The following is a 13,427-nucleotide window of genomic DNA, read 5'->3' on the forward strand; positions in this document are numbered from 1 at the left end:
TATAGGGGCATCATTAATCCTAAGAACCTGTCTTTCAATAAGAAATATGAACAATTGTTAGTTTAACAATTAAATGTTAGAAATTATTCTTTGTTTATTCTTTTTGTATTTTAAAATATCTAATTTACTGTGTTTAAAATATATTTTTTTTAGATATTTTCAAATGATATTTTTGTTGTTTCAACAAAGTTTAAACGCAATATGCTTACAAAGCCATTCGAGATCCCCGAAAAACAGCTGAAGTCAGCGGGGCTCAACTTAAACAACCAAATCCATTATCAACTGACCTCCGACGAGCTGGTAGAAGACGCGCTTATGAATCACCAGGGCCGGCTGAATGATACCGGGGCCCTGGTCATCTCCACCGGAACATTTACCGGCCGCTCACCAAAAGACAAATTTGTTGTAAAAGATGACCTGACTGCAACAACGATCGATTGGGGAAATTTTAACAACCCCATCGAAGAGCGGTATTTCGACCGGATCCTTGAAGACGTACGCAGTTATTTAAACAGCCGGGAAGAGCTGTGGGTAAGGGATGCCTATGCCTGTGCGGCACCGGAGTACCGGTTAAATATCCGCGTGGTAAATGAGTTACCCTGGATGAACCTGTTTGCCCATAATCTTTTCCTGCGACCGGCTGAGGAAGAACTGGAACATTTTGAACCGGACTGGCATATTCTTTCCGCTCCCGGGCTGGAACTGGACCCCGTACGTTGCGGTACCCGGCAGGGCAATGCTACTGTTGTAAGTTTTAAACATAAGATGATCCTGATCGCCGGTAGCGCGTATACCGGGGAGATCAAGAAAGGGATCTTTTCGATATTGAATTACCTGTTGCCGCAAACCCGGGATGTGCTGAGCATGCATTGTTCGGCCAATATTGGAAAGGATGGAGATACGGCCCTGTTCTTCGGACTGAGCGGTACCGGTAAAACCACGCTGAGTACGGATCCAAACCGGAAACTGATCGGGGATGATGAGCATGGGTGGGATGATAAAGGGGTATTTAACTTTGAAGGTGGTTGTTACGCAAAATGCATCGGGCTCTCCGAAGAAAAAGAGCCGGAGATCTATCATGCTGTAAGAAAAGGCGCCCTTGTTGAAAACGTTACATTCTTTCCCGGAACGGACCGCATCAATTTTGAGGATGCATCTGTCACTGAAAATACAAGGGTGGCTTATCCGATCGATTTTGTGGAAAACAGTGTGCCGGAAGAAATGGGTGGTGTACCGGAGCATATCTTCTTTTTGACCTGTGATGCCTATGGTGTGTTGCCGCCCATCGCGCGGTTGTCGCGGGAGCAGGCGCTGTATTATTTTATCAGTGGTTACACCGCAAAAGTGGCGGGTACGGAAGCCGGTGTTACCGAACCCAAAGCTACATTCAGTGCCTGCTTTGGAGCACCCTTTCTGCCGCTGCATCCGGCACGGTACGCGGCCATGCTGGGTGAGCGAATCGCAGCACACGGGGTAAAGGTGTGGATGGTCAATACCGGCTGGACGGGTGGTGCCTATGGTACCGGAAGCCGGATGAAACTGGCCGATTCGCGGGCGATGATACGGGCTGCTTTGAACGGAGGCCTGGATAATGTTATCTATCATAAAGATCCTGTTTTCAGACTGATGATCCCCGGCACCTGCCCGGGTGTGGATCCAAACGTATTAACGCCACGGCATACCTGGCAGCACCCGGAAGCCTATGATGCACAGGCGGCGGACCTGGCCGGGCAGTTTATAAAAAATTTTGAAAGATATGCAGCGGTGGTTGCCGGAGCAATAAAAGACGCGGGCCCAAAGCTTTGATTTTTTTTTTTGTGTTTGTTTTATGAAGGGCCACTGGTAACGGTGGCTTTTTTTATGGGTGCCACTGATGGCTGTGGCAATATTTAAACGCAAGGGGCGGGAGGTTTTTCGCTAAGTTCGCAAGGAAAGTTTATGCGGATGATCTATCGGTGTTTCCGTTGCGACCATTGCGGATGCTTTGCGTACGTTGCGTTAAAAAATAAACTGAGTATTAAACCGCGAGGAGCGTAAGGTTTTCTGCGAAGTTTGCAAGGAGGTTTATAACGATGATTTTATCGATGTTTCCGTTGCGGCTATTGCGGATGCTTTGCGCACGTTGCGTTAAAAAATAAATTGCAAGAAATGTAAAAACTTCAGCGTTTCTGCGTCTCTGTAACCTTCTCAAACTTTGGATCTATAAATTCCCATTCTTTTATATGCGGATGCTGATGCTCTTTTAATGCAATGGCCTGCATCTGCTGAATAATATCGGTGTGCAGGGCCGCCACATTATCCGTTTCATGAAGATCCGTTTCCAGGTTATAAAGTTGCCACGGAGCATTGTTATTTTTCTGTACGCCGGTACGTACACCTTTCCAGTTGCCGATCCGTACGGCTACCTGTCCACCTTTTTCAGGATATTCAAAATAAAGGTAGGGATGCTGCTGTTGTGTTCCTTTACCCAGCAACTCTGGCAAAAGCGAAATGCCATTAACGGGATGTGTGAGCCGTTGCCCGATAAGCTCCGCAAAGGTCGGCATCATATCGTATTGCACGGAAAGCAGGGAACTGGTTTTTCCCGCCGGAATTTTCCCAGGCCAGCGGGCAATAAAAGGCTCCCGGAAGCCGCCTTCGTAAAGATCCATTTTTAATCCACGCAATCCCTGCACGCTGTTAAAGAACGCTGCATCAACCCCACCATTGAAGGTAGCCCCGTTATCGCTTGAAAAAAGGATGATGGTATTTTGATCCAGTCCCAGTTTTTTGATCTCGTTCATGATGAGGCCTACCTGGTCATCCAAACAGGTGATCATGCCGGCATAAGTAGACAAGGGGTATTTGGAAGCTGCATAGCCGTTCTGTCCGTAATAGGGTTTTTCATCAAATTGCCCTTTGTACATATTGATGTACTTTTCCGGTACCTGGAGCGACACATGCGGAATGGTATACGGCAGGTACAGAAACAATGGCTGCTGCCGGTGCGCACGGATAAAACCCAGCGCCTTCTCCGTCATTTTATCAATTGAGTATACATTTCCCTTAAAGTAATTAAAGTCGCTGTCGGTAGCTGTTTGAGGATTGAGTTGCCGGTGTACCCAGATGTCTGGATTCCGGAGCGTATCCCGGGAATGGTTTTCCCAAAGATGGGTGGGGTAGTAGTTATGCGCCTGTTTCTGATCCAGGTACCCATAAAAATAGTCGAAGCCCTGCGCAAGCGGATGTCCCGTGGTGTTACCGGCTCCCAATCCCCATTTTCCAATGGCCGCAGTTGCATAGCCGGCGTTCTTAAAAAGATGGCCCAGCGTAAAACTGCCCTCCGGCAGCGGCATCTGTCCGCCTTCAAGACTATCCGAAAAGCCTCCCAGTTCATAATTGCCTCTTATATATGAATGCCCACCGTTCTTTCCGGTCAGCAGCATACAACGCGCAGGAGCACATACCGGGGTGCCGGAATAGTGTTGGGTAAACCGCATGCCCTCTGCAGCCAGCTGATCCAGGTGGGGTGTTTTTATTTTTTGCTGCCCGTAGCAGCCCAGTTCGCCATAGCCCATATCATCGGCATAAATATAAATTACATTGGGCTTTTGCTGCGCAAAAGCGGCCGTACAAAAGAAGAGTATGCAGGTGACGAACGTTATTATTTTCATTGCGGGACTATTTACCGGCCGGAGATCGTGCATGTTATTTTATCAGGGAATGGGTAGCCCGTTCCTTATCCGGAACCATACCTATAAAGGTAGCGTATTTGCGGGTGGAGATCCTGGAACAACGGCATTTTGCGCAATCGGATGCACAGCTTCCGCATTTTTCCCGGAGATGTTTTTAGATGTTACTATATTTCAACGAACTTCGCGGTTGTTTGCTGAAGCTGCTCAAAAGCCTCAGCGGTATTTGTGCTGGTTGTATGAACAGTTGGCTATAGAACGAAGGCCAGCAAGCACAAATGATTTACAAGTTTTATTTTAGTATATGAAAAGAAGCTGGCTATTAACCCTGGTGTTTTCCTGTTGTATTTTATGCGCGTTCGCTCAAACGGCGAGCCGTCCGAATGTGCTGATCATTTATACAGATGATCTGGGGTACGGAGATCTGAGTTGCAATGGTGCCAAAGTGATCGCCACACCCAATGTTGACCGCCTGGCACAGAACGGGATCAATTTTTCCAATGCACATGCAACCGCTTCTACCTGTACGCCTTCCCGGTACTCATTGCTTTCGGGCCGGTATGCCTGGCGTAAAAAAGGAACCAATATCCTTCCGGGAGATGCCAACCTGGTGATCCCTACCGATATTACCACATTGCCAAAAGTGTTTCAGCAGGCGGGCTATCAGACAGGGGTAGTGGGGAAATGGCACCTGGGGCTGGGAAACCAATCGCCGGTAGACTGGAATAAGCCGGTTGCACCCGGGCCCCGGGAAGTAGGCTTCGATTACTCGTTTATATTTCCGGCAACGGCAGACCGGGTTCCCACGATCTTTATGGAAAACCAGCAGGCTCTTGGGTTAGAAGAAAAAGATCCGATCGCTGTAGATTATCACAAAGCGTTTCCGGGAGAGTTGACGGGGAAGGCGCATCCGGAACTACTTAAACAACCCAATGATCCCCGGCAGGGACACGACGGGCATATTGTGAATGGCATTGGCCGGATCGGGTTTATGCAGGGCGGGAAGCGTAGCGAATGGACAGACGAAGAACTGGGATATGTGTTTAATAATAAGGCGATCGATTTTATGGATCAAAGTCTGAAAAGCAAAAAGCCATTCTTTCTTTATTATGCCATTCATAATATCCACGTGCCCCGTATGCCCGGAACGGAGTTTAAGGGGAAAAGCAAACTGGGATACCGGGGAGATGCGATCCTGGAGATGGATCATAGTGTGGGCGTCATTATGAGTGCCCTGAAAGAACGGGGATTACTGAAGAACACCATTGTGGTTTTTAGCAGCGATAACGGTCCGGTACTAAATGACGGGTACCAGGATCAGTCGGCAGAAACGGCTGCAGCACTTGGGCATAAGCCGGGAGGCATTTACCGGGGCGGCAAATACAGTGCTTTTGAAGCCGGCACCCGGGTGCCCTTTATTGTGCAGTGGCCGGCAAAGATCGCAGCGGGTAAAAGATCGGATGCCCTGGTAAGCCAGGTCGACCTGATGGCCTCGTTTGCAGCATTGCTGAAGGTGAAACTGCGGGCCGGAGAATTTACCGACAGCAGGGATTATATTGCCACCTTAACAGGACAACGTTTAACGGACCGGGATTTTATTATTGAACAACCGGCGAATAGTGCTTTAAGTATTGTTAAGGACGGCTGGAAATACCTGTCGCCCTCAAAAGGCCCGGCACTGATGGGAGATGTAAATATCGAAACGGGGTATAGTACAGCAGATCAGTTGTATGATCTGAAAAAGGACCCGGGGGAGCAGACCAATCTTGCTGATAAATATCCGCAGCGGGTGCGGGAGCTGAAAGCGCTGCTGAAAAAGGTACAGGCGGAATAAGGGCGCCAGCATAAACGCCCATTACGGGTGGAAGTATTGTTCATGGATGCGTCTTTGTTTTACGCAAACCGATAGGGCTGTCGGAACCATTTCCGGCAGCCCTGTTTTACGAAGCAATTTCTTTCCGGGAGTTCAGAATCCGGAAGTATTTTTTTTAATATGTAGGATAACGGTTTAACTTGCATCTTAAATCCTTTAGTAAGTGCTGAAAGTTCAGGCTGACTGAAAATAGAATCAGCTTCGTTGAGGAGACGAAAATACCCTGGTGACTTTTTTTATATGCGATTTATTCGCAGGGAAAGCAAGTGATAACCTGTTTTCCCTGTTGGAGGCACCGGTAAAATATGAGCGTCGTATTGGAGGGGAATATTTGTTTCCGGTTCTTAATTAAAGTATTGGTCTGGCATGATGGAACGGTTCGGACTAAACACGTTGGTGATTGCTTTATCCGTTTTAGACCAAAAAATATCCGTTTGACCGCACTGCTTTTGGGTATTAACTGCATCGTAGCTATTTTGAATTTGAATGAAAAAGAGCATCTTCATTTTTCTGCTGTTCCTTTGGGCACGGCTGTTGGCACAGCAACCGGCCCTGTTTCACCAGGTTACAACGGCAGATGGATTAAATGATGGGAGCATTCATGCGATCTGCCAGGATAAATATGGCTATATGTGGTTTGCGTCGGCCGGAGCATTGAACCGCTACAATGGAAAAACGATGAAACGGTTTAGTTATGACCGTACGGATAGCAGTTCCCCACCGGCTTCTTCCTGCAGTGCCATCGCCTGTGGCCCCGATGGCCGGCTTTGGTTCAGCTTCTGGGAAGAGATGGTGGAGTTTGATTATACCGCCGTTGCATTCCGGAAAATTAAAAAACTGCAGGGATTTAAAGTCAATACCATTATACCCGTTGCTGCAAACAGGGTATACCTGGCGTCGAGATCGGGATTGCGCTGTTATAACCCCGTTAATGACCGGTTTGAGGAGCTGAGCCGTGATCCCGCTTCTGACAGGTTGTTAAAAAGAACCAAAGCAAATAGCGCTTTTCTAAAGGGAAAAGATTTATATATAGGGGGAGACGGTTACTATGTGGTGTATAATGTAGCCTCAGGCCTGGCCAGCTATCATGAAGTAAAAGCATTAAATGGGCAGGTTGTTAATAAGATAATGGTGTCCGCCACCGGAGACCTGTGGCTGGCCAATCATGCGGCCTTCCGGTTATTAAGAATTGACGGCCGGACAAATGAAACCGAAGTACTGGATCATTTACTGGTAAAGGATCAGCAGGATATAAAAAGTCTGGTGAATGGGTTTGCCGAAGATGAAAACAATACGGTCTGGATCGTTACCAATCTGAATGGACTGCTTTGCTATCATCCGCAGCAAAAGAAGCTGGTACATTATCAATCTGATCCCAATGCCAGAAATGCGGTACTCAGTAACCTGATGTTCTCTATCTGGCGGGGAAGTGATAAACGGATCTGGCTGGGAACCAATATCGGGATCAATTATGTTGATCTAAAAAAAAATATCTTCAGGATCGGTTATCCCTTTGGCAGCGCCAATATGCATGCGCTTACCCGTGGCATTGAAGAAGATCATAAAGGGAATCTTTGGTTTACAACGGGCAACGGGATCTCGATGTACAATGTACAGACCAATAAATACACGGTGTGGCAAAATCAGCCAGGTAAGCAGGATGTACTGTATTTTAACTCTGTTCGTGCTGTTGTTGAAGACCTGAACCACGACATATGGGTGGCTACCGGGGCTGGTGTAAACCGTTTGAACCGGGAAACCGGTAAAATGGATTTTCTTACGCTTAAAGACTCCATTCCCCAGGCGTTTTATTTCAGTGCGAATAAAACAAGCAACGGAACCCTGTGGTTCGGATCAAGAGATGATGACGGATTGTATTATTATATTCCCGCCGAACGAAAATTTCACAGCATTGCCGGTCACCCGGTATTGAAAAGATACAAGGGATATACGGTGCGGGTGGTATTTGAGGACCGTAAAAAAAGACTTTGGTTTGGTTATAATGGTGATGGGTTATCCCTGTATGATCCTTCAACCGGTGCTACAAAGCTTTGGCGAAGCACCGACAAAACACCCAATACCATTGTGGGAGATATCATTATCAGTATTAATGAAGATAAAGATGGAAAAATATGGGTGGCTACATTCAATGGTATCACCAGTATTGATCTGGATAAAAACCGGTTTACCTCGTATACGATGAAAGACGGCCTGCCCAGCAATATGGTGGGTGGTATTGCAGTGGATGATAGTAACCGGATATGGTTTGGTACCGCCGCCGGCATGGTTATGCTGGAAAAAACGAGGCGCTATTTTACTTCGATAGGAGCCAGTGCCGGATTGCTGATCAATGATTTTGTAGAACACCCTGCCTTTAAATTAAAGAGCGGCATCTATATCATGCCTTCCCGCAAAGGATATGTGGCGTTTGATCCCCTGCAATATAAAACAGACAGCAGTGCGGCCAATTGCTTTATTGCAGATATAGGCATAAGCGGTAATCAACATATACCAATGCGCATTATCAATGGTGGCAGTGCGATTGCGTTGAAACATGACGAGAATTTTTTTACAATAGAACTGGAGGCTATCAGTTACAATGCACCATTGTGGTATGCCTATAAACTGGATGGTCTTGAAAAAGACTGGCATTATACGCAGGACCCAAAGGTGGTATACAGCAGCGTACCCGGAGGCAGTTATACGTTTTTATACCAGGCCTCTTCCAATATCAATAACTGGGGTGGGAAGGCAAAGCAACTCCGGCTGCGGGTGGCTACTGTTTTTTACAAAACGGGGTGGTTCAGATCAGTTGCCGCGTTACTGATCATTGCCGGCGTCTTCCTGTTTTACCGTTTCCGGATGAATAAACAGCGGCAGATCTTAAGCCTCGAAACAAAGGCTCAATCACTGGAGAAAGAAAAAACACTGGTGCAGTATGAAAGTTTAAAACAACACCTGAATCCGCATTTCCTGTTTAATTCTTTAACGGCCCTCCGGAGTTTAATTAAGAGCGATACGAAAACGGCTACCACTTTTCTTGATGGAATGAGCCGGGTGTACCGCTATGTGTTAAAGAGCGATGAGCAGGAGCTGGTATACCTCCGGGATGAACTTGAATTTGTAAAAACCTTTGTGGAGCTGCAAAAGATCCGTTTTAAAGAAGGACTGGAAGTGGTTATGGATGTTCCGGAAGCAGCCCTCAATAAATATATGGTACCGGTTACCCTGCAAAATCTTGTAGAAAATGCCATTAAGCACAATACCGCCGATATAGAGAGCCCGCTGCGGATCCATATTTTTGCTGAGGATAATTATGTAGTTGTGAAGAACAACCTGCAGCGATATCGCATGGTTGAAACAAGCAATAAACGGGGATTGGCAAACATGCAAATCCTGTACCGGTATTATGCAGATGAGCCGGTAGCTATTATTGAAGATGCGCATTGTTTTATTGTAAAAATTCCGTTGCTATGAGTACTATATAAAAATTAAATGGGCCCTGTCTGCAGGCAGATGGGGCATCATCCGGATAACAGGCGCCTGGACCCGGTCTTGCCAAAACCGTAAAACTAAAACTGATAAAAGGATATATATGAAAGCTGTAATTATAGAAGACGAAAGCCTGATTGCCGAAGAGATGAAGGCGAATATTGCTTCGCTGGCCGGTGATGTGCAGGTGATTGAAATACTGCCGAGTCTGAAAACGGCGCGAAAATGGTTTATGAACAATGCAGAGCCGGATCTGCTGTTTATGGACATCCGCCTGAGCGACGGGTTGAGTTTTGAGCTCTTTGATCAGTTTACCCTGCATTGCCCCGTTGTTTTCTGTACGGCTTATGAAGAATATGCGATCCGGGCGTTTAAAGTAAACGGGGTCGATTACCTGTTAAAACCCGTACAGGAGGAAGATCTTAAAAGGGCTATTGATAAGGTAAGAAGTATGAAGGAGCATAAAAGCTTTGTTCCTGGCGACCTTCATCAACTGGTACAATATTTTTCTAATCCGTCCCTGGCCAAGGTGCAATATAAAGAACGCTTTGTGATCAGCTCCGGCAGCAAATGGGCGCCGGTAGAAACAAAGGATATTGCGCTGTTCTATAAGGATAATCTTAATTATGTATATACCTTCAACGGAGACCGGTTTATTTACGATTTCTCTGCATTGGAGGATATTGAAGACGTACTGGATCCGGCTGTTTTTTTCAGGGCGAACCGGCAGGCCATTATGAACATTCATTCCATTCAATCGGTAAAACCACACGGGAATCAAAAACTGGTGGTTCAGTTAAAGGCGCCGTTAAAACTTGAAATTGATATCAGCCGTGAAAAAGCCCCGTTTTTTAAAAAATGGATCGATCGCTGATAGGCGGTTCCCGGCTGATCATAATTATATGGATAATTGTTCTTTGTTATATGCTTGTTGTTGTCGCCCGGTCCGCTTGAATATTGTATCCGGTCGTTTCAGCGTTTTGTTTATCCGTTTAGCGTAATAGTATTTTGAGAGCAGTACGCCGTCGTTGCATTTTTGTATCACAAAACAAAAATGATAAAAAGCAAAACAATGAAAGAATTAAAAATGTTCGGACTGGTTATGGCTGTTGCACTGGCAGCAGTGGGTTGCAAAAAAGATGCAAAAGACGTTCAGGCTGATCCGGTCCCCGTTGCCTACAAACGGATTTCAAAATCGGTGGAGACGTATAGTGATGGTAGCAAGGAAACCTATACATTTACGTACGATGCCAAGGGACGGCCGGCTACGTATACCAGTGATACCAAGAAAGATGTGTTTAACTTTCAATCGCCTACCCAATTATTGATTACAGAGTATGATATACCCGGCAATGTATTGAGTCGCACATACGAATGTACATTAAATGCCCAGGGGGCAATAACCCAGATGCTTTTTAAAAATACAGCAGGAACCGTCACCTATTCCTATACTTATACCTACAATGCAGATGGCTATATGACGGGATTTAAAGGTTCAAATGGAACGGATGGCTATGAGGAAGTTCCCGTAATAAAAGATGGAAACTATATTGGCTCTAAAACTATATTTAGCGGCGGCAAGATCTACAATAATGAGTATCTGCTTAGCAATATTGAGAACATACAACCAGGAGGGTTTCACGCTTACTGGCCGGTAGCCACTTTATTTGGAAGGCCTTCAAAAAAGCTGGCTACGGAGTTTAAACAATTTCAGATCAATGGAGATCTTAACTGGCATGTGAAAACCAATTATACCATGGCCGGCGATGGATCTGTGGCTACGTATACCACCGATGTTTTGACAACCGGCCTGAAGTCGGTAGTGGAGCTGAGTTATGACTAATGCTTCGATGCGTGTGTATAGTTGTTTAGCAAACGATTTATGAATTGTTTTTTGGGGGGTAAGGCTGGCGCTGTTTATAAATGTTGGTTGTTGTGGTTCTTGTGAAACTTGGATGACTTGCAGGACAAAGAAACCCTCCCAGGAGGAGGGAGAAGAGCGTAGCAACAGACATTACATATTTTACTTCTTCGGGCTGTTTCCTGCTGGGCCTGGCAGTGCTTTTGAAAGATACGGTTTCCCGGAAATATAAAAGCAAACAGACGGTTAGCTTTGCCGGAAGATTTATTCATATTTAAACAACTGTTATGAGAAAAACGAGGACTATTGCATTAGTCACTATTGCGTTACTTTCCTGTGGGAAAAAAGATTCGGCTCCACAATTATCCTTGTCGGCAACCAAAGTTGATATAAAGTACGATGAAACAACACAGGTCAACGCTTCCATAGGAGTGAATTCAGATTACAGCTGGAAATCTTCAGACGAGTTCGTGGGGAAAGTGGACGCTTCGGGAAAATTCACAGCCGGGCATATCGGAAAAACAACGGTGACTGCAGAAAAGTCAGGAGTGAGCAAAGCCATTGAAATCACCGTGTCGCCCATTGAAACATTCTTTAGCGAACCGGTTTTGGAGTTTGGTCAAAGCATGGATTATGTAAAATCAAAAGAGAAAAGGATGCTTTTCTTTGAAAATAGCGATGGGTTTGTTTATAAAACTGAAACGCCGCTGATTAGTCAGATCCTGTACCTTTTTTCGTCTAATAAGCTGAATTCCGCTCTGGTTGATTTCATCGATACTGAATCAACGATGAAAAGAGCATTAGCTTTCTATAATGAAAGATATTATTATGCGGGGTATTCAGATGGTACAGCGGTATTTGTTTCAAAGGATAAATCGGCTTTTGTAGGCTTAGAAGTTAGTAATTACAGTTGGGGATTCGGCGCTATGTACTTAAAAAACACAACTGGCGCAATCGCATTATCAAATAATACCCTTTCTTTATTTAATAGAGAATATCTGAAGGTAACAAAAAACTTAAAAGTATTTTAACCGGTTCGGAATCCGACTCTATCAGGTAAAGATCCTGGATGAAATTTTTTAGACCATTTATATGACAATTGAATATACGGTAGTCCATTCAATAGATGGAACAAATGGAATTATAGAAGCTGTAAGTCAGAAAATAAAAGAAGGCTGGGAGCCAATAGGCGGGGTTAGTGCAAGTGTAATCGATTTTTCGGAACATGGCATGCCCAATGCTAATGCATTATATCAGGCAATGGTTAGAAGAAAGGATTAATACAGATCCTGTAAGGCAATATCGTTTGCATCTGAATGCGGTTGGGGAAGGAACGTGCGTTCCCTGCTTTTTGCTTTGATTTAATAGCCTAACCTGCCCGGCGGCATTTTTGTAAAGTATTGCCCGCCACAGCGCAATGAGCAAGCACGCAATGGTTGTATTCTTCCAATGAATAGCAGAGCACCCATGTCGCACAAGTTCCCCCCAGTCCCCGGCGGGCCTTTATTCATTGCCGAAGATTTACCTAATCATGTTCCGTTCCTGCAAACCCTTTGTGGTTGGCATTGTGTTTTCGCAAACGTTCCTGCAGGTTGTCGCCGGTAAAGCCAATATAATATTTGTTTTTGGCGGGTGAGTGCAAAATATAGACGTAGAACATAGGCGAATAAAAAAGCCCCGCAATTTGCGAGGCCGTAGTGGGAGTTGATACAGCTTAAGGCCCATCGTGTACACATTTCTTAAACATGATCAAACAACCTGGAACTTCATCAGGGACAGAATTTCGACAACTTAATAACGAATACTTATCGAAATAGAGCAGGCCTGGCCCGAAGGGCCCAATGTGCATAGCTCCCCGCTGGCGGGGGGAACAGATGGGGTACAGGACACGGCCCCGGAGGGGTCGAATATGATCTTACAATAAATATTTTTCAGGTAGTGTTTAGTTCTTTGTGTAAATAAATATTAAGTAACTGTATTGGAGAGTTAACCACCGGGCAGGTGAAGCGAAGTGAGGCGGAGCGTAGCGGAGCCGAACGAAGCGAACCTGCCCGGGTTGCGGCCGGCGATTTGGCCCGGATTTTTTAACTTTAAATACAGTTTTATGGAACAGGACAACAAATTACCCAAAGATTTCTTCAAGCAATTTACAAGCAAAGAAGATTTTCAATCATTTTTTAGTGAGCTCTACAAACAGGGCGTAGAGCAGATGTTACAAGCCGAACTTGATAGCCACCTCGGTTATGAGAAGCATGCCAAAGATGGCAACAATACCGGCAATAGCCGTAACGGAACCTACCCCAAAAAGGTAAAAACCCAGTCCCTGGGCGATATGGTGCTCAACATTCCCAGAGATCGCAACAGTGAGTTTGAACCGCAACTTATTCCTAAAGGTCAGCGCATGAGCGATAAGCTTGAAGAGTCCATTATCGGCATGTATAGCCGGGGAATGACAACTTCCGATATCGTTGAACAGGTAAAGCAGGTATATGGTGTGGATGTGAGTGAAGGCACCATTTCTAATGTTACC

At 45.5% G+C, this 13,427-nt stretch carries 11 protein-coding genes; 9 read left to right on the forward strand and 2 right to left on the reverse strand.

Translation table 11 applies throughout. The features are described 5' to 3' along the window. The first annotated feature begins 201 nt into the window (after positions 1 to 201). Complete coding sequence (gene pckA / locus Q1V85_RS20105; protein ID WP_300602360.1) at positions 202 to 1,806, forward strand: phosphoenolpyruvate carboxykinase (ATP); 1,605 nt, start codon at positions 202 to 204, stop codon at positions 1,804 to 1,806. Between the two features lie 353 nt (positions 1,807 to 2,159). On the opposite strand, the gene Q1V85_RS20110 is transcribed toward pckA, so the two are convergent. Beyond that, positions 2,160 to 3,653: an arylsulfatase gene (locus Q1V85_RS20110; protein WP_300602362.1), complete on the reverse strand. Its 1,494-nt coding sequence runs from the start codon at positions 3,651 to 3,653 to the stop codon at positions 2,160 to 2,162. A gap of 322 nt (positions 3,654 to 3,975) precedes the next feature. On the opposite strand from Q1V85_RS20110, the gene Q1V85_RS20115 reads away from it, so the two are divergent. From Q1V85_RS20115 to Q1V85_RS20145, 7 genes are all read left to right on the forward strand, one after another. Continuing rightward, positions 3,976 to 5,505 (forward strand): sulfatase-like hydrolase/transferase, encoded by a 1,530-nt coding sequence (locus Q1V85_RS20115; protein WP_300602364.1) that lies wholly within the window; start codon positions 3,976 to 3,978, stop codon positions 5,503 to 5,505. Positions 5,506 to 5,849: 344 nt separating this feature from the next. After that, positions 5,850 to 6,134, forward strand: a complete 285-nt coding sequence (locus tag Q1V85_RS20120) for a hypothetical protein (protein ID WP_300602366.1) — start codon at positions 5,850 to 5,852, stop codon at positions 6,132 to 6,134. Further along, positions 6,031 to 9,021, forward strand: a complete 2,991-nt coding sequence (locus tag Q1V85_RS20125) for a two-component regulator propeller domain-containing protein (protein WP_300602368.1) — start codon at positions 6,031 to 6,033, stop codon at positions 9,019 to 9,021. The genes Q1V85_RS20120 and Q1V85_RS20125 overlap by 104 nt, the downstream gene beginning before the upstream one ends. Positions 9,022 to 9,139: 118 nt before the next feature. Further along, positions 9,140 to 9,910 (forward strand): LytTR family DNA-binding domain-containing protein, encoded by a 771-nt coding sequence (locus Q1V85_RS20130; RefSeq protein WP_300602370.1) that lies wholly within the window; start codon positions 9,140 to 9,142, stop codon positions 9,908 to 9,910. A 198-nt stretch (positions 9,911 to 10,108) separates the two neighbouring features. Further along, the gene (locus tag Q1V85_RS20135) at positions 10,109 to 10,879 is read left to right on the forward strand and encodes a hypothetical protein (protein ID WP_300602372.1); all 771 of its coding nucleotides are present in this window, start codon (positions 10,109 to 10,111) and stop codon (positions 10,877 to 10,879) included. 305 nt (positions 10,880 to 11,184) lie between these two features. Then, a complete protein-coding gene (locus Q1V85_RS20140) occupies positions 11,185 to 11,928 on the forward strand; it encodes an Ig-like domain-containing protein (RefSeq protein WP_300602374.1) in 744 nt (247 codons plus the stop codon). Between the two features lie 61 nt (positions 11,929 to 11,989). Further along, positions 11,990 to 12,178 (forward strand): DUF1737 domain-containing protein, encoded by a 189-nt coding sequence (locus tag Q1V85_RS20145; RefSeq protein WP_300602376.1) that lies wholly within the window; start codon positions 11,990 to 11,992, stop codon positions 12,176 to 12,178. Between the two features lie 244 nt (positions 12,179 to 12,422). Here Q1V85_RS20145 and Q1V85_RS25240 read toward each other — a convergent pair whose 3' ends face one another. Next, entirely contained in the window at positions 12,423 to 12,557 is a 135-nt protein-coding gene (locus Q1V85_RS25240; protein WP_366914021.1) for a GIY-YIG nuclease family protein, read from the reverse strand. A 444-nt stretch (positions 12,558 to 13,001) separates the two neighbouring features. On the opposite strand from Q1V85_RS25240, the gene Q1V85_RS20150 reads away from it, so the two are divergent. Beyond that, a partial coding sequence (locus Q1V85_RS20150) for a transposase (RefSeq protein WP_300602378.1) occupies positions 13,002 to 13,427 on the forward strand: 426 nt, incomplete at its 3' end.

Source organism: Niabella sp. (genome assembly GCF_030150205.1).
In the GTDB taxonomy this organism is placed as follows: Bacteria; Bacteroidota; Bacteroidia; order Chitinophagales; family Chitinophagaceae; genus Niabella.